We start from the raw sequence: 20720 nt of genomic DNA, 5'->3' as shown, positions 1-20720 counted from the left end.
CAGCGCGTCGCGCCCACGGGGGCGCGCTGCTTTGTAGGCATGCCCACGGGGGCGCGCTGCTTTGTAGGCATGCCCACGGGGGCGCTACTGCTTTAAGTCTGTGCTTCCTATATGAGGTGCAGCAACGACAACGACGAAAAGGGCCCTGGCCGATGTTTGAAAATCTCTCCGAACGCCTCTCTGGTGTGTTCGACCGGCTGACCAAGCAAGGTGCGCTGTCCGAGGATGATGTCAAAACAGCCCTGCGCGAGGTGCGCGTCGCCCTGCTCGAGGCCGATGTCTCCTTGCCCGTCGCCCGCGATTTCATCAAGGCGGTCGAGGCGAAAGCCACAGGTCAGGCCGTCACCAAGTCGATCACGCCGGGTCAGCAGGTCGTCAAGATCGTGCATGACGAGTTGCAGCACGTGCTGACCGGCGACGGCGATCCCGGCGCGCTGAAGATCGACAACCCGCCCGCCCCGATCCTGATGGTCGGTCTGCAGGGGTCGGGCAAGACAACCACCACCGCCAAACTCGCCAAACGCCTGAAAGAGCAAGAGGGCAAGCGCGTCCTGATGGCCTCGCTCGACACCAACCGCCCGGCGGCGATGGAACAATTGGCCATCCTCGGCGCGCAGATCGGCGTCGATACGCTGCCCATCGTCAAGGGCGAAGACCCCGTCGCCATCGCCAAACGCGCCAAGACGCAAGCCAGCCTTGGCGGCTATGACGTCTATATGCTCGACACCGCGGGGCGCCTGCACATCGATCAGGAGTTGATCGCACAGGCCGCCGCCGTCCGCGACGTGGCCAAACCGCGCGAGACGCTGCTGGTGGTCGATGGCCTGACCGGTCAGGATGCGGTCAACGTCGCGCAGGAATTCGACGACAAGATCGGTGTCACCGGCGTTGTCCTGACCCGCATGGACGGCGACGGGCGCGGCGGTGCGGCGCTGTCGATGCGCGCGATCACCGGCAAGCCGATCCGCTTTGTCGGATTGGGCGAAAAGATGGATGCGCTCGAAACTTTCGAGCCGTCCCGCATCGCGGGCCGCATCCTTGGCATGGGCGATATCGTCGCGCTGGTCGAGAAAGCCCAGCAGACGATCGAGGCCGAACAGGCCGAACGCATGATGAAGCGGTTCCAGAAGGGCCGGTTCAACATGAACGATCTCAAGATGCAGCTTGAACAGATGATCAAGATGGGCGGCATGGAAGGCATGATGGGCATGATGCCCGGCGCCGCGAAGATGGGAAAACAGATGGCTGCCGCCGGTGTCGATGACAGCATCCTCAAACGCCAGATCGCGCTGATCAATTCGATGACCAAACGCGAGCGCGCAAACCCCGATATCCTCGCCGCATCCCGCAAGAAACGCATCGCCAAGGGTGCGGGGCTCGATGTCTCGGAACTCAACAAGCTGCTCAAACAGCACCGGCAGATGGCCGACATGATGAAGAAGATGGGCAAGGGCGGCATGATGAAACAGGCCATGAAAGGCATGTTCGGCAAGGGCGGCGGCATGCCCGACATGAACGACCCCAAGGCGATGGAAGAAGCCGCCAAAGCCCTGCAAGGCCGGATGCCCCCCGGCGGCCTGCCCGGCCTTGGCGGCGGCGGCATGCAACTGCCGCCCGGCCTGTCGGGTTTCGGCAAGAAGAAATAGCCCCCCGACTTCTTTCTCCCCGGGACACTCCCGCCGGAGGCTCCAGCCCCCTCGACCAAGCGCAACACCAGAAAGATAGAATGACACCCGCCCCGACCCTGACCACCGCCCGCCTGACCCTGCGCGGCCCTGCGAAAAGCGACCTGCCCGCTTTCACCGCATGGGCGACGCGGTCGGCACGCATGGTGCATGTGGGCGGCCCCGCGTCCGAACGGGACGCGTGGCGCGGCTTTCTGGCGGGGATCGGGCACTGGAACTGGCACGGCTACGGGTTCTTCACGGTGGTCGACCGCGCATCGGGCGTCGCTGCCGGTCGTGTCGGGATCATCAACCACATCGCATGGCCGCAGCCGGAACTGGCGTGGCATATGTTCGACGGGTTCGAGGGCCGGTCCATGGCCTTCGAGGCCGCCTGCGCCGTGCGGGAATGGGCGGGTCAGACACTGGGGCTGGAACCGCTGATCTCGCTGATTGCGCCGCCGAACACCCGCTCGCGCGCCCTTGCGACCCGCCTCGGCGCGGTGGAAGAGCGCCGCGCCGTCATCGATGATGAGAATGTCATCATCTACCGGCATCTGTCGCACAAGGACCCACGCGCACGCGCCCAAGCCGCGGGGGCCATCGCATGATCCCGACCCTCTACACCGAACGTCTGACTTTGCGTCCCTACCAGCGCAGCGATTTTGACACTTACGCCGCCTTCATGGGCAGCCCGCAGTCCGTTCATATGGGCGGGCCATTCGATGCAGAACAGGCCTGGGCTTGGTTCACGAACGATATCGCAACCTGGCCGCTCTACGGCTTCGGCACGCTGGCGGTCGAGTTTCAGGGCACATGCATCGGCGGGGTAGGTATGGTCTATCCACCGCATTTTCCCGAACCCGAATGCGGCTGGATGATCTTCGAAGGCTTCACGGGCAAGGGCTTTGCGCAGGAGGCGGGGCGCAGGATGCTGGACCACACCTTTGCCACGACCGACTTGGCAAGCATCGTGAGCTACGTCTCGGTCGAGAATACCGCCTCGATCAAGGTGGCAACGAACCTTGGCGGGACGCTCGATCCTGTGGCTGCCAAGGCCGATGGCGACGGCGAGGACACTTACGTTTTCCGCCACGTCCGGAGGGCGGCATGACCCCATGGATTAAATCCCCCGACAAGGGTGCCGCACAAATCGCAGCCCTTGCCGCCGCGATCCCGCAGATCGAGACCGCGCGCCTGATCCTGCGCGCGCCGCGCATCTCGGACTGGTCGATGCTGGAACCAATCTGGACCACTGATCGCGCGGCGCATATCGGCGGCCCATTTGACCCCGAAGATGCATGGCTTGACTTCAACCAGATCGTCGCGGGTTGGCTTTTGCGCGGCCATGGCGGGCTTACGGTTTGCGACAAGTCAGACGGAACGGTGCTCGGGCTGGTCGTTCTCGGCCATGAATACGGCGACCCCGCGCCAGAGCTTGGCTGGCTTCTGACGGCCGCAGCCGAAGGCAAGGGCTATGCCACCGAAGCAGCCGCCGCCTTGCGTGATCTGGGCCGGTCTCTCTACGGGGAAGGCTTCGTGTCCTATATCGCAGTGGAGAATGCCGCATCGGTCCGCGTCGCCGAAAAACTGGGGGCGGTCAGGTCCGGCACCCACCCCGCGGAGGCCGAAGTGGCAATCTACCACTACCCCGACCAAGGAGTGTCCCATGACTGACGCCACCACCCGCGCTGCCGAAATCCTGCGTGCGCATCGCGAAAGCATCGACCGGCTTGACGCCATCCTTGTCTACACGCTGGGCGAGCGGTTCAAGCACACGCAGGCCGTGGGCCGGCTCAAGGCCGAACACGACCTGCCCCCATCCGACCCCGCGCGCGAAGAACAGCAGATCGCGCGGCTCACCGATCTTGCGGTCCAGGCCGATCTCGACCCGGAATTCGCCAAGAAATTCCTGAATTTCATCATTCAGGAAGTCATCCAACACCACAAACAACATCAATCCTGAGGGGCGCGCCCCTCATCACCATCTTTTGAAGGAGACTATCTGATGGCTATGAAAATCCGTTTGGCCCGTGGCGGCTCGAAGAAACGTCCATTCTACGCAATCGTGGCGGCCGACAGCCGCATGCCGCGCGATGGCCGTTTCATCGAAAAGCTGGGCACCTACAACCCGATGCTGCCGAAAGACAGCGAAGACCGCGTGAAGATGGACGTGGACCGCGTGAAGCATTGGCTGGGCGAAGGCGCACAGCCGACCGACCGCGTGGCCCGCATGCTGGAAGCGGCTGACGTGCTGCCCAAGAAAGAGCGCAGCAACCCCAAGAAGGGCACACCCGGCAAGGCAGCTCAGGCCCGCGCAACCGAGAAGGCCGAAAAGGCAAAGGCCGCTGAAGAAGCCGCCAACGCCCCTGCCGAGGAAGCACCAGCCGAAGAAGCCGTGGCGGCAGAAGAGTAACCTTCTGCACCGGCGCCCCGTAACGCTGTTGCGGGGCGTCTTCCCATTTTCAGGTCAAGCCGCCATGTTCCGCCTGCTGCGCACGTTCATTCTGGTGACAGCCGCCTTCATCGCGGGCATGCTTTATGAACGCGAGGGCCGCCAGCAGATCTGCGAACGCGGCGGCGGGCTCTGGATCGAGGATATCTGCGTGGGACGAGAGTTGAACCAATGAAGGATCGGGTCATCATCGGCGCCATCAGCGGCGCATTTGGCGTGCACGGCGAGGTGCGCCTGAAATCCTATTGCGCCGATCCCGCCGCGATTGCCGACTACACGCCGCTGACGACCGAGAGCGGCCATACCTTCGCGCAGGTCATTCTGACCGGCCAGACGAAAAACGGCTTCACCGCGCGTCTTGACGGGATCACCACCAAGGAAGAGGCCGACGCCCTGCGCAATACCCCGCTTTATGCCGCGCGCGATGTCATGCCTGCGGCGGGGGAAGACGAATATTATTACTCGGACCTGATCGGCCTTGCCGTGGTGGATACAGGCGGCGTGGCCCTGGGCACGGTCAGGAACGTCATGGACCACGGCGCGGGCGATCTTCTGGAAATCGCCGTCCCCGGCACCTCTGAAACCGTGCTGCTGCCCTTTACGCAAGCCGCCGTGCCGACCGTGGACATCAGCGCGGGCCGGATCATCGCCGACCCGCCGGAGGGGCTGTTTTGACCACGCCGCCGCGCTCTGCCGGGCGGATTGCGGTCCGCCCGACCCTGAAGCCGCGCGAATTGATGACCGACACGCCCGATCTTGCAGGGGTCTGGACAGCGCAGATCATCACGCTCTTTCCCGATGCCTTCCCCGGCGTGCTGGGGCAAAGCCTGACCGGAAAGGCGCTGCAGGACGGGCTTTGGCAGCTCCAGACCTTCGATCTGCGCGCGCATGGGATCGGCAAGCACAAGAATGTCGACGATACCCCTGCGGGCGGCGGTGCCGGCATGGTCCTGCGCGCCGATGTGGTCGCCAGCGCCATCGCCGAGGCGCGTGGGGCCACCAAGGGGATCGCTCCGCTGGTCTATCTGTCGCCGCGCGGGCGACCTTTCGACCAGCAAATGGCGCGGAACTGGGCGCGGATGGACGGGGTGACACTGCTTTGCGGTCGCTTCGAGGGCGTGGACGAACGTGTCTTGCAGCACTTCGGCATCGCAGAGGTCAGCCTTGGCGATTTCGTCCTGACCGGCGGCGAGATCGCGGCACAGGCGATGATCGACGCCACGGTCCGGCTTTTGCCGGGGGTTCTGGGCAATGCCGAAAGCGCCGTCGAGGAAAGCTTTTCGACAGGCCTGCTGGAACACCCGCAATACACCAAACCCGCCACATGGGAGGGGCACGATATCCCCGATGTGCTGCTGTCCGGCAATCACGCGAAGATCGCAGACTGGCGGCGCGCGATGTCCGAGAGGCTGACACAGGAAAGGCGCCCCGATCTTTGGGACGCCTATCCGGGCCGCAAGGACGACAGGGGCTAGGCCGCAGGCCGCCGCTCGAAGTAGATGACGACCAGCGTCAGCAGGCCCAGAACGGCTGCGGGGACAGCAGACGGACCCAGCACCAGCAGATGCGCGATGATCGCGCCGACCATCGTGGCCCCCAGCAACAGCGCCCCGAGCAGGCGGGTGGATTTGACCCAAAGCATCGCTGCTGCGCCGACCTCGATGATCCCCGTCACATAGCGGAACCACTGGCCCCAGCCGATGGCCTCGAATGTGCCGACCATCATCTCGGCCCCTGCCAGTTTTGCGCCCCCCGCCATGACGAATGCGGCTGTCAGAAGAACGCGGGCGATAAGTGGAATGTAGTGCATGGCTCTTTTCCTTCTCCGAGCAATGACAGGACCTAGCCACAGTTTCTCAGATCACACAACGCCGCCCATGCAGCCATGGTTGTGCGATTTTGCAAAGATCGGCACAGGGGCATGCGGCCGCCGATTGGGGTTGATCGCGGAACCGCAACCGCCTATACGGCGGCTACTCCGGTCAGCGCGCTGATTCCGGGGTTTGGTTTATAGGCAAACCGGACAAGGAACCGCATCTTCGCTGGGTGCAGGTGACCGGGGCGGCCAGAAAGCCACAAGAACAGATGTTGACGCACCTCTGGCGGGCAGGCGACTGGACCCGATCACGACACAGAGCTCTACGCCACGAGAAACATTGCGGCCAACCGCAAGCAACCATAGGAGCGTTTCAGATGGACCTGATCGCACAAATCGAAGCCGAGCAGATCGCTCAGCTGGGGAAAGACATCCCCGACTTCAAGGCGGGTGACACCATCCGCGTCGGCTACAAGGTGACCGAAGGGTCGCGCAGCCGTGTCCAGAACTACGAGGGCGTCTGCATCGCCCGCAAGAACGGCAAAGGCATCGCCGGCTCGTTCACGGTTCGCAAGATTTCCTTTGGTGAAGGCGTGGAACGCGTATTCCCGCTGCACTCTACCAACATCGACAGCATCACCGTGGTTCGCCGTGGCAAGGTGCGTCGCGCCAAGCTTTACTACCTGCGCTCGCGTCGCGGCAAATCCGCCCGTATCGCAGAGGTCACGAACTACAAGGCACCCACCGGTGCCGACGCTGCAAGCTAAGGACAAACGTCATGAAAAAAGATATCCACCCAGATTATCACATCATCGACGTCAAGCTGACCGATGGCACCATTGTCCAGATGAAGTCCACATGGGGCAAGGAAGGCGACCAGATGTCGCTGGACATCGACCCGTCCGTGCACCCCGCATGGACCGGTGGCTCGACCCGTCTGATGGACGCCGGCGGTCGCGTGTCGAAGTTCAAGAACAAATATGCAGGTCTCGGCTTCTAAAGCCTGCTGCATGACAGATGCGATAAACGCCGCCCCTCGGGGCGGCGTTTTGCGTTGATGGACATACAATCATGCCCGATCCGGGCGGCAGGGCCTCAGCCCGCCGCCTTGCCGCGCGCGCGATTACCGCCGCCGCCGCCGCCGCCACGCCGCTTGAACCCGCCGGGCTTGCCGCCGCCCGCGCCCGCACCCGCAGGGCGACCACCACCGCGACGGTTGCCGCCGGTCCCGCCATTGGGGCGCTTTTTCTGGCCCGGCTGGACCTCCCACCGGCGGCCCGAGGCGACGGGGATCGTTTCCTTCATGGCCCTTTCGATGTCCTGCAGCTCGATCATCTCGTCAGGGGCGACCAGCGCCACCGCGCAGCCATCGGCCCCGGCACGGGCGGTGCGGCCGATGCGGTGGACGTAGTTCTCGGCCACGTTCGGCAGATCGTAGTTGTAGACATGGCGCACGGCGGGAATATCCAGACCACGGGCGGCCACATCGGTCGCCACCAGCACACGCACCTTGCCCTGCTTGAAAGCCTCCAACGCGCGGTCGCGCTGACCTTGGGATTTGTTGCCGTGAATGGATGCCGCGGCAAAGCCCTTTTTCTCAAGATGCTTGTACATCTTTTCGCACCCGTGCTTGGTGCGGCCGAAGACCAGCGCCAGTTCGTCACGGTGCGCATCCAGCAATTCGACCAGCAGGTCCATCTTGGCGGCCTGCGCCACGAAATGCACCGACTGGTTGATCTTGGTCGCCGCCTGCCCCGGAGGGTTCACCTGCACGCGCACCGGCTTGTTGAGGTAGGTATCGGCCAGTTCGTTCATCAGTTTCGGCATGGTGGCCGAGAACATCATCGTCTGGCGCTCCTTGGCCAAAAGCGGCGCAATCTGGCGCAGCGCGTGGATGAAGCCCATGTCGAGCATCTGGTCGGCCTCGTCGAGGACAAGATAGATCGTCTCGTCCAGCCGGACCGCGCGGCGGTCAAGCAGATCGATCAGACGACCGGGTGTCGCGACCAAGAGATCGACACCGCCGGCCAGACGCTTGGTCTGGGCGACGATTCCGGCACCGCCCACGACAAGGGCGACCTTCAGGTGCGTGCCCTTGGTGTAGTTGGTCAGGTTGTCGGCGATCTGTTTGGCCAGCTCGCGCGTGGGCGCAAGGATCAGGCCGCGCGCGGTCTTGGGGTTCGGCTTGACCCCCGCCTTCAGAAGCGCGTGAATCATCGGCAGGCCAAAGGCCGCCGTCTTGCCGGTGCCGGTCTGGGCCAGACCCATCACGTCGCGGCCGTTCATGGCGTGCGGGATGGCTTGGGTCTGGATCGGGGTGGGATCGGTGATCCCCTGTTCTTTCAGAACGGTAATCAAACGGGGCGCAAGCCCCAGCATGTCAAAATCCATGACGGGAAATCCTATCTATGCGCGAGCGATGCCCGCGCGGGAAACATGGCAACCTGCCGACCGAATGCCGGGGTTGCGTGCAAGGTTGCGCGCGATGCTGACGTAACGCTGAATTGCGTCGCCGCCGAACGTGCGCTGCTCCCTTGCGTGAAATGGGCGCTGATGATCGAACCGGCATCTTGCGAGGGCCACTTGACCCCTGCTCTGCTCACGCGGCAGGACGCTGCGGTTCGGGGGGTGGATGCGCCTTTGCGGCACATAAGTCAAGCGGAACCGAAAAACCGGGCGAAAGGGTTGCATCCGCTTTCACCTCTGCCAGCGGATTCCTATAGTCCGCGCAAGATCATGGACGGGGAATCACCGCGTGGCGCATATCATCGTCGTCGGCAACGAAAAGGGCGGTGCCGGCAAATCTACCGTGGCCATGCACGTGGCGACGGCCTTGTCCCGCATGGGACACAAGGTCGGGGTGCTGGACCTTGATCTGCGACAGTTGACGCTTGGGCGCTATATCGAGAACCGGCGCGCCTTTCTCGCCAAGGCAGGGCTGAACCTGCCGACACCGGCTTTCACCCCCCTGCCAGAGATCGACGCAAGCCAGCTTGCCGAAGGCGTTCACCCCGCCGACCAGCGGCTTTATGCTGCGGTCGGATCGCTGCAGGACAGTTGTGATTTCATCCTGATCGACTGCCCCGGTTCACATACGCGGCTGGCACAGGTGGCCCATTCGCTGGCCGATACCCTGATCACGCCACTCAATGACAGCTTCGTCGATTTCGACATGCTGGCCCGGGTCGATAGCGAGGGCGAAGAGATCCTCGGCCCTTCCATCTATTCCGAAATGGTCTGGAGCGCCAAGCAGCCCCGCGCGCAGGCTGGCCTCGACCCGATCGACTGGGTGGTCTTGCGCAACCGCGTCGGATCGCAGGCGATGATCAACAAGGACAAGATGGAACGGGTCGTCGGAAAACTCGCCAAACGGATCGGCTTTCGCACCGCCCCCGGCTTTAGCGAGCGTGTCGTCTTCCGCGAGCTTTTCCCCCGCGGTCTGACCCTGCTTGATCTGCGCGATACCGGCGTGCGGGGTCTCAGCATCTCGAACATCGCCGCTCGGCAGGAATTGCGCGACCTGATCAAGGCGCTGAACCTGCCCGGCGTGAAAGCCAAGTTCTGAGGGCTGTCTTTTAGGAAAAACCGACTTTTGTTCGTCACACTGCCCGCCTAGGGTGAGACCAAGAACGGGAGGCCGAACCTTGCGCAAACTGATTGAACTCCAACGCTACGCAACGCTCACTGCCTGTGCCGCGCTGACACTGATCTGTCTGGTTGTCGGGTTCTGGGTGACTTGGGTCCTCATTCTGGCGGCGATTTTCGGGGGGCTCACGTTGCTGGGTCTGCGTGACCTGCGCCAAAGGCGGCACGCCATCCTGCGCAACTACCCTGTGCTTGGCCATCTGCGGTTCCTGTTCGAAATGATCCGCCCCGAGATCCGGCAGTATTTGATCGAGGGCGACAGCGACGAACAGCCCTTTAGCCGTGAACAACGCTCGCTGGTCTATCAACGCGCCAAGGGGGCCGAGGACAAACGCCCCTTCGGCAGCCACGAAAAGGTCTATGAGGCCGGTTATTCCTGGCTGACCCATTCGGTCGAGCCTACGCATTTTGAAAACACCGACTTCCGCGTGACCATCGGCGGCCCCAACTGCAAGCAGCCCTATGCGGCCTCGCTCTACAATATTTCGGCAATGTCCTTCGGCTCGCTTTCGGCCAATGCGATCCTTGCGCTGAACCAGGGGGCCAAGATGGGCGGCTTTGCCCATGACACCGGCGAAGGCGGGATCAGCCGCTATCACCGGCAGGGCGGCGGCGATCTGATCTACGAGATCGGCTCGGGCTATTTCGGGTGCCGCAACCATGACGGCACCTTCAACCCCGAACGCTTTGCCGAACAATCCGCCGACCCGCAGGTCAAGATGATCGAGCTCAAGCTGAGCCAGGGGGCCAAGCCGGGGCATGGCGGGATGCTGCCCGCCGCCAAGATCACCCCCGAAATCGCCGAGGCGCGCGAGATCCCGATGGGCGTCGATTGCGTCTCGCCTGCAAGCCACAGTGCCTTTCGGGGCCCGATTGGATTGATGCAGTTCATCGGACGGTTGCGGGACTTGTCGGACGGCAAGCCGGTCGGCTTCAAGCTGTGCATCGGCCACCGGCGCGAGTTCATGTGCATCGTCAAGGCGATGCTGGAAACCGGTATCGTGCCGGATTTCATCGTGGTCGACGGCACCGAAGGCGGCACGGGTGCTGCACCTCTGGAATTCGCCAACCATGTGGGGATGCCCATGGTCGAGGGGCTGACCTTCGTGCACAACACGCTGCGCGGGGCCGGTCTGCGCGATCAGGTCAAGATCGGGGCGGCGGGCAAGATCGTCTCGGCCTTCGATATCGCGCGGGCGCTGTCACTGGGGGCGGATTGGTGCAACTCGGCCCGGGGCTATATGTTCGCCATCGGCTGCATTCAGGCGCAGGCCTGCCACACGAACCATTGTCCGGTGGGTGTGACGACCCAGGACCCGCTGCGCCAGAAGGCGCTTGTCGTGCCCGACAAGGCCAAACGGGTGCACCGGTTCCATGCCAATACGCTGAAAGCCCTGGGTGAAATGGCGGGGGCGGCGGGCCTCGATGATCCGCGCGATTTCCTGCCCTATCACTTCATGACGCGGCGCGCGGACGGGCGGATCACGGAAAGCAACGATGTCTACGCCTATATGCGCGAAGGCTTCCTGCTGGACGATGGCGACGACAACCCGATCTACCGCAAGCGGTGGGATCGGGCCAGCGCGCAAAGCTACGATCCACCCGATCTGAACATCCACGACTAGGTGGCGTCAGCGGTCGGACCCGCTGCGCAAGGGGATCAGCCCTTTCACCCGCATCGCGATCGAGACCCGCGGCGTCGCGCCGGTTTCCGGCCGCGAGCGCGTCAGCAGCACGGGCGTATTCTCGGAGGTGCCGGCCTTGCTTTCGCGGAAGACGATATACAGGCCGCTGGCGATGATGATGCTCGCGCCGATCCCTGTGGCGGCGTCGATCACCTCGTCGAAGAAGAGATAGCCAAAGATGCTGGCCCAGATGATCTGGCTGTATTGCATCGGCGCGATGATCGCCGCTTCCCCGATCTGGTAGGCGGCAATCACCAGACGGCCCGCAATCCAGGCAAAGGCCGCGATGATCCCCATCATCCCCAGATGTGCGACCGGCATCGGCGTGTAGACGAAGGGCAAGGCACAGGCCATGACGATGAATGTCGCCATCATCGGATAGATCAGCATCACCACGGGGCGCTCTTCCGCGCCGATCTTGCGCACCACGATCGAGGCGAAGGATCCGCCGACCGCTGCCACCATGGCGGCCAAATGCCCCAGCGACAGGTCGGTCTGGCCCGGTCGCAGCACGATCAGCACGCCCGACAATCCGATCAGAACCGCCAGCCAACGCCGCAGGCGAACCTTTTCACCGAGGATCGGAATGGCAAGGATCGTGATCAGCAAGGGGGCCGCAAAGAGGATCGCATAGGTCTGGGCCAAGGGCAGCACCGAGAAGGCGTAGAAGGCCGAAACCCCCGTCGCCACCACCGCCACCGTCCGCACGGCCAACCACCACGGATGCACCGGCACCAGCGTTCCGGGTGTCGCGTCGCGCATCAGCATGATCAGCGCCAGCGGAAAGCTGAGCAAGACGCTGTAGAAAACGATCTGGAACGGCGAATAAAATCCACCGAGGATTTTCACAATGACATCGTGGGTCGCAAAGATGGCAAAGGACAGCAGCGCCAAGAGGGCGCCTTTGGCATTCGGTGACATGGACTGGGTCCCCAATCTGGTGTTACCGCTATCAAAACCGCATCACGGCACAAGTCAACCCGTCACGCTGCAACGCAGCATTGACGGCGGCGACGGGCGCGCGGCGGCAGGCTACAGGCTGGCGTCCAGCGCCGCGAGGATCGCATCGCCCATCTCGGAGGTGCGCAGCGGCACGCCACCCTCGGGCCCCATCAGGTCGGCCGTGCGGGCCCCATCGGCCAGCACCGTCTCGATCGCGGCCTCAAGACGGTCCGCCTCGGCGCCTGCGTCGAAGGAATAGCGCAGCGCCATGGCGAAGGACAGGATACAGGCGATCGGGTTCGCCTTGCCCTGCCCCGCGATGTCAGGGGCGGAACCGTGGACCGGTTCATACATTGCCTTGGGCCGCCCGTTGGCCATCGGCAGGCCGAGCGAGGCAGAGGGCAGCATCCCCAGCGAGCCGGTCAGCATCGCCGCACAATCCGACAGGATGTCACCGAACAGGTTGTCGGTCACGATCACATCGAACTGCTTGGGCGCGCGCACAAGCTGCATCGCGCCATTGTCCGCATACATATGGGTCACTGCGACCTCCGGATAATCGGCGGCCACCTCGTTCACCACATCGCGCCAGAGGATGCCGCTTTCCATCACATTGGCCTTTTCCATCGAGCACAGCTTCTTGTTGCGCTTCATCGCCAGATCGAAGGCGGCACGGGCCGCGCGCTCGATCTCGGCCTCGGTGTAGCGCTGGGTGTTGATGCCGACACGCATGTTGTTTTCGATATGGATCCCGCGCGGCTCGCCGAAATAGACGCCCGAGGTCAGTTCGCGCACAATCATGATATCCAGACCCGCGACCACGTCCTTCTTCAGCGAGGAAAAGTCGGCCAGCGCGTCGAAACACTGCGCAGGGCGCAGGTTGGCGAAAAGGTCCATCTCTTTGCGCAGACGCAAAAGGCCGCGCTCGGGCTTCACGCTGAAATCGAGGTTGTCATACTTCGGACCACCCACGGCGCCCAGCAGAACCGCGTCCACCGATTGCGCCTTTTCCATCGTGTCGTCGTGCAGCGGCACGCCGTGCACGTCATAGGCCGCCCCGCCCACAAGGTCCTCGGCCACATCAAAGACCAGATCGCGCTTGTCGCCGAACCAGGTGATGATCCGTTTGACCTCGGCCATGACTTCGGGGCCGATACCGTCACCGGCGAGGATCAGAAGGGATGGGTTTGGCATGGGACTGTCCTTGCAGGAATTGGGTCATCTGCCCCTAGCGCGACCGGTGGCCATGTTCAAGAGACCAGCGGCTTCAGACCGCTTTCCAGCAGGTCCCAGACCCGCCGCACGCGCGGTGTCTGGCGCATCGCTGCATGGGCGGTCAGCCAGACCGGCAGCACCGGCAGCGCGAACGACAGGTCCAGTTCCTCGACCACCGGGTCGGCCTGCCCGATGATCCGTTGCGCAATCCCGATCCCGCAGCCTGCGCGCAGCAGCGCCCAATAGGCCATGTTGTCGTCGCAGCGCACCTTGAAGAAGTCGCGGGTGACATCGGCCCCCGCGCTGCGAAACCCGTCGACGATATCGGGCGCGGCATCATAGCCGACGACATCATGGGCCAGCAGGTCATCCAGCGTCGCAGGCCGCCCGCGCGCATCGAGATAGGACTTGGCCGCGAAAAACCCCAAGGTCACATCGCCCAGATGCTTGGTGATCAGATCAAGCTGGGTCGGGCGGAACATCCGCACCGCGATATCCGCCTCGCGGTAGAGCAGGTTGCTGGTGCTGTCGCTTGGCACCAGTTCAATGGCGATCTGCGGTTCCAGCGCCCTGATCCGGGCGATGATATCCGGCAGGTGAAAGACCGAGAAAGCGACGCTCGCCGTGATCCGCACCGTGCCCGCCAGCCGCATCTGGCGACCTGCCGCCTGCAGGCTGATCCGGCGCACCGCATCGCGCATCGCCTGCGCCGGCGCGACAAGGGCCGCCCCCGTCTCGGTCAGCGCGAAACCACGCGGCTGGCGGTGGAAGAGCTCGACACCCAAGCGTGCCTCGATCGCCTTGATCTGCCGCCCCAATGTCGGCTGGCTGGTGCCCAAAACCCGCGACGCCCCCGAAAGACTGCCCGTCTCGGCCACCGCAAGGAACGCCTGAACCAGCGCCCAGTCGAGTTTGTCGAAAGACTTGTCCATTCATAATTGAATACATGATCTGAAAATTCTGGCAATTTCTTTTCATATTTGAATATCGCAAAGACGGGGTCATCAGACAAAGGAGACCCCAAGATGCCCATAGTATTGATCCTTGGCGGAAACGGAAAAATCGGCCGCCGCAGCGCAGAGGCTTTCGCCGCCGCAGGCTGGACCCTCCGCCATTTCAACCGCAAGACCGATGACATGACAAAGGCCGCGATGGGCGCCGACGTCATCGTCAACGGCCTCAACCCGCCCGCCTATCACAACTGGGCGGTCCTGATCCCGCAGATCACCGAACAGGTCATCGCGGCGACCAAGGCCAGCGGCGCGACCGTGATCATTCCCGGCAACCTTTACAACTTCGGCAACCAGCCCGGCACCTTCGATGAGAATACACCTCATCTGGCGACGACCCGCAAAGGCCGCATCCGCGTCGCGATGGAACAGGCCTACCGCGCCGCTGGTGTGCAGACCATCGTGCTGCGGGCGGGCAACTTCATCGACCCTGACGGCAACGGCGATATCATGAGCGTTCTGGTGCTGAAGGATGCGGCCAAGGGCAAGATCACCGCCGCCAGCCACCCCGACACCCTGCAGGCCTATGCTTACGTCCCTGACTGGGCCCGGGCCGCCGTGATGCTGGCAGAGCGGCGCGAGAGCCTGTCACAATTCGAGGATGTGCCTTTCGAGGGTCACACCTTCACGATCAACCAGTTGCGCGACACCCTGAACCGCGTGACGGGGCGCGATTTCCGGATTGCGCAGTTCCCGTGGCCAGTCCTGACCCTGCTGTCACCCTTTTGGGAATTGGGGCGCGAGTTGCGCGAGATGCGCTATCTCCATGCACTCGATCACCGCGTCAGCGGCGAAAAGCTGGCGCGCCTCCTGCCCGCGTTCCGGCCGACCGATATGGAAACCGTGATGTCGGCGGGGCTACCGGCTGATATCAAGCCAGACTAGGCGGTGGGGTCCGGCGGCACTGCCGCCCTCGCCCAGAAGCACGGCATCGGCATCGTCGGGCGCAGGCCAGAAGGTGCCAGCCCCTGCGATTGTCCAGTCCCGCGACGGCAAAAGGTAGCTGACCCGCAGCCTGCCCGGCCCGCCTTGGTCCCAATCGGCATTGGGCTGGCCTGCGTGCGGGTCCTGCACATCGCCTCGGGCAAGGAATTCCGCCATCGCCGCGCGATCCCCGTCCCCCGCTGACGGATCGAGGTTGCTGTTGCCTGCGACGACGAAAGACGCGGGCGCGGGGCCGAAGACCCCGTCCAGCACATGCGCCCAGAGCCGCAACTCATCCCGCGCCCTCAGCCCGTTCATATCCTCGGGGCCGTCAAAGACCGGCGGGGTGGCCGAGAAGGTCAGCAGATGCAGCACCCCGTCCGGCAGGACGACCGGCAGGTCCCAATGCGCGGTCGAGGATACCGGCAGGGCGTCCCAGACGGCTTGCGACGGGAAGGGCCGCCCCTCGACCACCGGCAGCACCGCATCCGGCAAATCGCGCCAGAGACGCCCGCTGTGGTCGGTGAAGCCTGCAAGATCAAAGGGATAGCGCGACAGGACGGCCAGCCCGCCATCACCAGCGAAACGGCCATAGCCCCATGCATCCCGCGCCTCGCCCGTCCGGCCGTTGCCGTCGATATCCAAGCCGCTGGCACGGCCCGCGTTCGGCATCCGGGCGAAGCGGTGGGGATAGGGGGTGTCGAACCGCTGCGCCAAGGCGGCCAGCGCCAGCCCGTCATGGTCAAAGTCGACATCCGTCAGGATCAGGATATCAGGGGCGAGCCTTGCAATCACCGCGACGATCGCTGCAATCTGCGGGTCGTCCCCCTTCAGGATATCGCGCAAGAGCAGCCCCGGACCATCGCGGCTGAGCGGGGCTGCGAAAGTGGCGATGCGGTAGCTGTCAGCCGATACGGGCCCGGCGGCGATCAGCAGGGTCAGACATAGCGCCGGATACCAGCGCCACGATCTCCTTGGGCCCTTCGGCGTTGCAGCTCGATCATATAGGCGATCCGGCTGATCGCGATCCCGCGCATCAGAAGGTTTGCCGGAAGGAAGGCCCATGTCGCAATCGTCCAGATCAGGGTCTGCGAGCTGCCCAAATTGATCGGCGTGCCGAAGACGCCCACCAGATAGATCAGACCCGGCACCAGATATGGGGTCGCAAGTCCTAACAAAACGTTAAAGCGTCCGTCCCAGCGCAGCCGCCGGATCACGTCACCGCCCGATGTGGGATCAAATGTCGGCAGGTTGACCCAGACGTTGAACGCATCGCTGCGACGCGGCCAGCGGTAAAGCCGCAGCAGCACGACAAACCAGATGACCGAGAAGCTGACCAGCAGGTAGGCCAGTCCGGCCGCCGAGCGGATCATCTCGCGTTCTGCAGGGCTGGTATCGGCTGGCAGCAGGTCCAGCATCATCCGCGCAGGCGAAAGTGGAAAGTCGATGGCCTTTCCGATTTGCGAGCCGCTGAGCACAAAGAAATCCGACAGCCCGTTCGGCACCTCTTGCCCGCGAAAGATCACCGACAGGCACAGGATCGTGGAAAAGAGGGCTGCGAACCGGACACGGTTGAAGGGCGGCGCATCGCGGAACTCGACGACGCTGGGGCTAGAGGCGCTGTATTCCACGATGGTCAGCAGGGCGGCGAACACCGCCGCCAAGGCCACGATCGGCGTGCTTTCGCTGCCACGGCCATCCAGCAAGACGTAAGGCGTGATCACCAGCAAGGCGACGATTATGGCTCTGACTAATGCTCCGGGCAAGCGATAGAGCACTTTCAACCCCCTTCACCCGGGTCTCACCCCCGGGGCAATCCTGCTTTTGCGACGCAGACAGGCGCGCGATGGTCACACAGGCATTGTGCACAGCATTGAAATCCCGCCGCAGCCGACACCTGACAACATAGAACAATTCTTCATTCATACAGCCCAGAGTGGCGCAGGAATGCAACAGAATTCCCCCTGAAGGGGTGGGCACCGCGACTTTTCAGCATCGCAAATCAAGAAAGCCGCGCTTTGGCGCGGCTTTCGATAGTCTGTCGGCGGGGGTCAAACCCAAGGGCGCTGGGCGCTGGCCCTGGTCTCGTAGCTGTCGATCGCAGCGGCCTTTTCCATGGTCAGGCCGATATCGTCCAAACCGTTGAGCAAACAGTGCTTCTTGAAGGAATCGACCTCGAAGGTGAAGACCTCGCCATCGGAGGTGGTGATCGTCTGCGCTTCGAGGTCCACCTCGATCCGCGCGTTCGAGCCTTTCTCGGCGTCCTTCATCAGCACGTCCACCTGCTCTTGCGGCAGGGCAATCGGCAGGATGCCGTTCTTGAAGCAGTTGTTGTGAAAGATATCGGCAAAGCTGGGCGCGATCACGCAGGTGATGCCGAAATCGGCAATCGCCCAAGGCGCGTGTTCGCGCGACGACCCGCAGCCAAAGTTGTCGCCCGCCACAAGGATCTGCGCCTCGCGGTATTGCGGCTGGTTCAGCACGAAATCGGGGATCTCGTTGCCGTCCTGATCATAGCGCATCTCGTCAAAGAGGTTCACGCCAAGGCCCGAGCGTTTGATCGTTTTCAGGAACTGCTTGGGGATGATCATATCGGTGTCGATATTGACCAACGGCAGGGGCGCGGCAATGCCGCTGAGTTTGGTAAAGGCTTTCATCACATCATCTCCCGTACGTCGGTCAGCTTGCCGGTGATCGCGGCGGCGGCGGCCATCGCGGGCGACATCAGATGCGTGCGTCCGCCACGGCCCTGACGCCCCTCGAAGTTGCGGTTCGAGGTCGCGGCACAGCGTTCACCCGGGGCCAGTTGGTCGGGGTTCATCGCCAGACACATCGAGCACCCCGCCAGACGCCATTCGAAACCGGCGTCGATGAAGATCTGGGCCAGCCCCTCTGCTTCGGCCTGAGCGCGCACAAGACCCGATCCGGGCACGACCATCGCGCGTTTGACGGCGATCTTCTTGCCTTTCAGGATTGCGGCCGCGGCGCGCAGGTCCTCGATCCGGCCGTTGGTGCAGGACCCGATAAAGACCGTGTCGATGGCGATGTCCTTCAGCGGCGTGCCGGGCTTGAGGTCCATGTAGTCAAGCGAGCGCTGCGCAGCCCCCACCTTGCCGCCCTTGAAGTCTTCGGCGGCGGGCACCTTGGCCGTGATCGGCAGCACGTCCTCGGGCGAGGTGCCCCATGTGACGACGGGGGCGATGTCTTCGCCCTTGATGGTCACGACCTTGTCGAAATGCGCGCCTTCGTCGGTATAGAGCGTTTTCCAATAGGCGACCGCGGCCTCCCATGCAGCGCCTTTCGGCGCATGCGGGCGGCCCTTGCAGTAGTCAAAGGTCTTTTCGTCAGGCGCGATCAGACCGGCGCGGGCGCCGCCTTCGATCGCCATGTTGCAGACGGTCATGCGGCCTTCCATGGACAGATCGCGGATCGCCTCGCCGCAGTATTCGATCACATAGCCGGTGCCGCCTGCGGTGCCGGTGGCGCCGATGACCGACAGGGTGATGTCCTTGGCGGTCACACCGGGGCGCAGCTTGCCGGTGATCTCGACCTTCATGTTCTTGGACTTCTTCTGGATCAGCGTCTGTGTGGCCAGAACATGTTCCACCTCGGAGGTGCCGATGCCGTGGGCCAGCGCACCGAAGGCGCCATGCGTCGCCGTGTGGCTGTCACCGCAGACAACGGTCATGCCGGGCAGGGTCCAGCCCTGTTCGGGGCCGACGATGTGGACGATGCCCTGCCGGACGTCGGTCACGGGATAGTAGTGGATCCCGAAGTCCTTGGCGTTCTGGTCGAGGGCCGCGACCTGAATGGCGCTGTCCTCGGTCATGTTCTTGGGATCCTCGCGGCCCATCGTGGTGGGCACGTTGTGATCCGGCACCGCGATGGTCTTTTCCGGCGCGCGCACCTTGCGACCCGCCATGCGCAGCCCTTCGAAGGCTTGCGGGCTGGTCACCTCGTGAACCAGGTGGCGGTCGATATAGAGCAGGCAGGTGCCGTCCTCGGCTTCATGGGCGACGTGGGCGTCCCAGATTTTATCATAGAGCGTCTTGGGGGACATGGGTCCTCTCCCGATGTTTGAATGTGGAATTTTCAGGCGTGCGGAAAGGCGGCGGTCTTAGCCGCGGGCAAGGATCGTGCAAGACGCACCGAAGAACCGCCAGGGCAGGCGCGCGCGATCATCCATGTCGAAAACCATTTGCATGGATGCGGGAATACACGTGAAAAGGGCCGCTCGCAAGATGGCAAGCGGCCCTATGGGCACCGATCAACGATCGCGGCTCAGGTGGTCGGGAACCATGTCTCCATCGCGGGGGTGCTGATCCCGATCCCCTGCAACGTGGCGACCGGATCATCGAGGCTGGCCTCATTGGTGAGATAGACCTCGACATTGATCAGTGAGTTATCGACGATCTCACCGCTTGGGGGGGTATTGCCCGGAATGCCGCCAAACCCGATCCTGAACCCTTCGAGGAATGCGCTGGCGCTTTCCTGATCGGTCACATCACCATCAGCGTTGTCCCAGGTCACGGTCACAAGCATGCCCGCACCGCGATCAGGCGTGGCGTCCTGGAATGCGTAGTTGATCGTGAAATCCGCGTCGCCCTGCATCATCGGTGTGCCGTCCGTCGCATAATCGACAGTCAGAACCAGTGTATCATCCGCACGATCAAAGTCGGTGACGATGATGGATGTCTCCTGCCCATCCGAGACATTGGCCAGCGCGATGTTCATGTTGTCGCCGGTGCCATTGGTCATCACGCCTTCGCCGGTGACCATGACAAGGGTATCGTCGTTGCTCTGGTCGGGGTTATCGGCGTCAGTCAGGCCGCCGTTCATGACGGTGCCATTCTGCCAGCCGAAGATCGTGTCGTTATTGTCTTCGCCGGACATGACGTCCGCGCCGCCCCTGCCGAAGATCAGATCATCGCCCCTGCCGCCGCGAATGATGTCATCACCCGAGCCACCGTCGATATAGTCATCGCCCTGATCACCAAAGAGCCGGTCGTCGCCCTCTTCACCGAAGATCCGGTCATTGCCCGAGCCACCGCGCACAAAGTCGTTTCCAAGTCCGCCATAGACAATGTCGTCGCCGCCGCCGCTGAAGATCCTGTCGTTTCCGCCGTTGCCATAAATCGTGTCGTCACCAAGGAACGTCCGGATCAGGTCGTTTTCTTCGGTGCCGTCGATCACGTCGTTGCCGGGACCGCCGAGGATTTCATTGTCGATTTCGTTTTCATTGTCGGTCTCATCGTCATCCCCACCGAACAACGGGATCAGCAACGCACCACCCAATAAAACAAGCAACACAACAGACACAGACATCTAAATCCACCTCGCAAGAAACCAACGTCTCAGTAGTAG

Annotated in this window: 24 protein-coding genes; 14 read left to right on the top strand and 10 right to left on the bottom strand. The window is 63.2% G+C overall.

The annotated features are described in order from the left end of the window. Positions 1 to 152 precede the first annotated feature (152 nt). The 9 genes from ffh to trmD all read left to right on the top strand — a co-directional run bounded on the left by ffh (position 153) and on the right by trmD (position 5594). Complete coding sequence (gene ffh, locus V7N12_RS03175; RefSeq protein WP_333712640.1) at positions 153 to 1646, top strand: signal recognition particle protein; 1494 nt, start codon at positions 153 to 155, stop codon at positions 1644 to 1646. An 80-nt stretch (positions 1647 to 1726) separates the two neighbouring features. Further along, positions 1727 to 2275: a GNAT family N-acetyltransferase gene (locus V7N12_RS03170; RefSeq protein ID WP_333712639.1), complete on the top strand. Its 549-nt coding sequence runs from the start codon at positions 1727 to 1729 to the stop codon at positions 2273 to 2275. Then, entirely contained in the window at positions 2272 to 2778 is a 507-nt protein-coding gene (locus V7N12_RS03165; RefSeq protein ID WP_333712637.1) for a GNAT family N-acetyltransferase, read from the top strand. The genes V7N12_RS03170 and V7N12_RS03165 overlap by 4 nt, the downstream gene beginning before the upstream one ends. Next, entirely contained in the window at positions 2775 to 3341 is a 567-nt protein-coding gene (locus V7N12_RS03160) for a GNAT family N-acetyltransferase (RefSeq protein WP_333712636.1), read from the top strand. Before V7N12_RS03165 ends, V7N12_RS03160 begins: the two co-directional genes overlap by 4 nt. Further along, positions 3334 to 3630, top strand: a complete 297-nt coding sequence (locus V7N12_RS03155) for a chorismate mutase (protein WP_333712634.1) — start codon at positions 3334 to 3336, stop codon at positions 3628 to 3630. The genes V7N12_RS03160 and V7N12_RS03155 overlap by 8 nt, the downstream gene beginning before the upstream one ends. Before the next feature lie 42 nt (positions 3631 to 3672). Then, positions 3673 to 4080 (top strand): 30S ribosomal protein S16, encoded by a 408-nt coding sequence (rpsP, locus tag V7N12_RS03150; protein ID WP_333712632.1) that lies wholly within the window; start codon positions 3673 to 3675, stop codon positions 4078 to 4080. 64 nt (positions 4081 to 4144) lie between these two features. Continuing rightward, positions 4145 to 4294, top strand: a complete 150-nt coding sequence (locus V7N12_RS03145) for a hypothetical protein (protein WP_333712630.1) — start codon at positions 4145 to 4147, stop codon at positions 4292 to 4294. After that, a complete protein-coding gene (gene rimM / locus V7N12_RS03140; RefSeq protein ID WP_333712628.1) occupies positions 4291 to 4794 on the top strand; it encodes a ribosome maturation factor RimM in 504 nt (167 codons plus the stop codon). Before V7N12_RS03145 ends, rimM begins: the two co-directional genes overlap by 4 nt. Further along, positions 4791 to 5594, top strand: a complete 804-nt coding sequence (trmD, locus tag V7N12_RS03135) for a tRNA (guanosine(37)-N1)-methyltransferase TrmD (protein WP_333712626.1) — start codon at positions 4791 to 4793, stop codon at positions 5592 to 5594. The genes rimM and trmD overlap by 4 nt, the downstream gene beginning before the upstream one ends. Here trmD and V7N12_RS03130 read toward each other — a convergent pair. After that, a complete protein-coding gene (locus V7N12_RS03130; protein ID WP_333712624.1) occupies positions 5591 to 5929 on the bottom strand; it encodes a DoxX family protein in 339 nt (112 codons plus the stop codon). The two genes, trmD and V7N12_RS03130, sit on opposite strands and share 4 nt — an antisense overlap. Positions 5930 to 6312: 383 nt before the next feature. Between V7N12_RS03130 and rplS the strand changes: the two genes are divergently transcribed. Together rplS and rpmE are read left to right on the top strand one after the other, a co-directional pair. Continuing rightward, positions 6313 to 6702 (top strand): 50S ribosomal protein L19, encoded by a 390-nt coding sequence (gene rplS, locus V7N12_RS03125; protein WP_333712623.1) that lies wholly within the window; start codon positions 6313 to 6315, stop codon positions 6700 to 6702. Between the two features lie 11 nt (positions 6703 to 6713). Then, positions 6714 to 6935: a 50S ribosomal protein L31 gene (gene rpmE, locus V7N12_RS03120; protein ID WP_333712622.1), complete on the top strand. Its 222-nt coding sequence runs from the start codon at positions 6714 to 6716 to the stop codon at positions 6933 to 6935. 95 nt (positions 6936 to 7030) lie between these two features. On the opposite strand, the gene V7N12_RS03115 is transcribed toward rpmE, so the two are convergent. Further along, positions 7031 to 8326, bottom strand: a complete 1296-nt coding sequence (locus tag V7N12_RS03115; protein ID WP_333712620.1) for a DEAD/DEAH box helicase — start codon at positions 8324 to 8326, stop codon at positions 7031 to 7033. 364 nt (positions 8327 to 8690) lie between these two features. On the opposite strand from V7N12_RS03115, the gene V7N12_RS03110 reads away from it, so the two are divergent. Together V7N12_RS03110 and V7N12_RS03105 are read left to right on the top strand one after the other, a co-directional pair. Further along, a complete protein-coding gene (locus V7N12_RS03110; protein ID WP_333712618.1) occupies positions 8691 to 9500 on the top strand; it encodes a division plane positioning ATPase MipZ in 810 nt (269 codons plus the stop codon). 79 nt (positions 9501 to 9579) lie between these two features. After that, the gene (locus V7N12_RS03105) at positions 9580 to 11205 is read left to right on the top strand and encodes an FMN-binding glutamate synthase family protein (RefSeq protein ID WP_333712617.1); all 1626 of its coding nucleotides are present in this window, start codon (positions 9580 to 9582) and stop codon (positions 11203 to 11205) included. A gap of 6 nt (positions 11206 to 11211) precedes the next feature. Here the strand turns inward: V7N12_RS03105 and V7N12_RS03100 are convergent, their stop codons facing one another. From V7N12_RS03100 to V7N12_RS03090, 3 genes are all read right to left on the bottom strand, one after another. Next, entirely contained in the window at positions 11212 to 12186 is a 975-nt protein-coding gene (locus tag V7N12_RS03100; protein ID WP_333712616.1) for a DMT family transporter, read from the bottom strand. 111 nt (positions 12187 to 12297) lie between these two features. Then, positions 12298 to 13401 carry a 3-isopropylmalate dehydrogenase gene (gene leuB, locus V7N12_RS03095; RefSeq protein ID WP_333712615.1) on the bottom strand — a complete coding sequence of 368 codons (1104 nt, stop codon included), beginning with the start codon at positions 13399 to 13401 and terminating at the stop codon, positions 12298 to 12300. 56 nt (positions 13402 to 13457) lie between these two features. Next, positions 13458 to 14354 carry a LysR family transcriptional regulator gene (locus V7N12_RS03090; RefSeq protein WP_333712614.1) on the bottom strand — a complete coding sequence of 299 codons (897 nt, stop codon included), beginning with the start codon at positions 14352 to 14354 and terminating at the stop codon, positions 13458 to 13460. Between the two features lie 93 nt (positions 14355 to 14447). Here V7N12_RS03090 and V7N12_RS03085 point away from each other — a divergent pair, with 93 nt between their 5' ends. Beyond that, on the top strand, positions 14448 to 15317 hold the full coding sequence (locus V7N12_RS03085) for an epimerase (protein WP_333712613.1): 870 nt from the start codon (positions 14448 to 14450) through the stop codon (positions 15315 to 15317). On the opposite strand, the gene V7N12_RS03080 is transcribed toward V7N12_RS03085, so the two are convergent. From V7N12_RS03080 to V7N12_RS03060, 5 genes are all read right to left on the bottom strand, one after another. Continuing rightward, on the bottom strand, positions 15291 to 16202 hold the full coding sequence (locus V7N12_RS03080; protein WP_333712647.1) for an endonuclease/exonuclease/phosphatase family protein: 912 nt from the start codon (positions 16200 to 16202) through the stop codon (positions 15291 to 15293). The genes V7N12_RS03085 and V7N12_RS03080 overlap by 27 nt on opposite strands. A 92-nt stretch (positions 16203 to 16294) precedes the next feature. Beyond that, a complete protein-coding gene (locus tag V7N12_RS03075; protein ID WP_333712612.1) occupies positions 16295 to 17134 on the bottom strand; it encodes a hypothetical protein in 840 nt (279 codons plus the stop codon). Positions 17135 to 17407: 273 nt separating this feature from the next. Beyond that, positions 17408 to 18013, bottom strand: a complete 606-nt coding sequence (gene leuD, locus V7N12_RS03070) for a 3-isopropylmalate dehydratase small subunit (protein WP_333712611.1) — start codon at positions 18011 to 18013, stop codon at positions 17408 to 17410. Beyond that, positions 18013 to 19416, bottom strand: a complete 1404-nt coding sequence (leuC, locus tag V7N12_RS03065; protein WP_333712610.1) for a 3-isopropylmalate dehydratase large subunit — start codon at positions 19414 to 19416, stop codon at positions 18013 to 18015. The genes leuD and leuC overlap by 1 nt, the downstream gene beginning before the upstream one ends. Positions 19417 to 19637: 221 nt before the next feature. Next, a complete protein-coding gene (locus tag V7N12_RS03060) occupies positions 19638 to 20681 on the bottom strand; it encodes a calcium-binding protein (protein ID WP_333712609.1) in 1044 nt (347 codons plus the stop codon). Positions 20682 to 20720: the final 39 nt, after the last annotated feature.

Origin of the sequence: Yoonia sp. (genome assembly GCF_036770585.1) — a bacterium.
In the GTDB taxonomy this organism is placed as follows: Bacteria; Pseudomonadota; Alphaproteobacteria; order Rhodobacterales; family Rhodobacteraceae; genus Yoonia.
The sequence above is the reverse complement of the archived record's forward strand: the minus strand, read 5'-3'. Positions and strand labels throughout refer to the sequence as shown.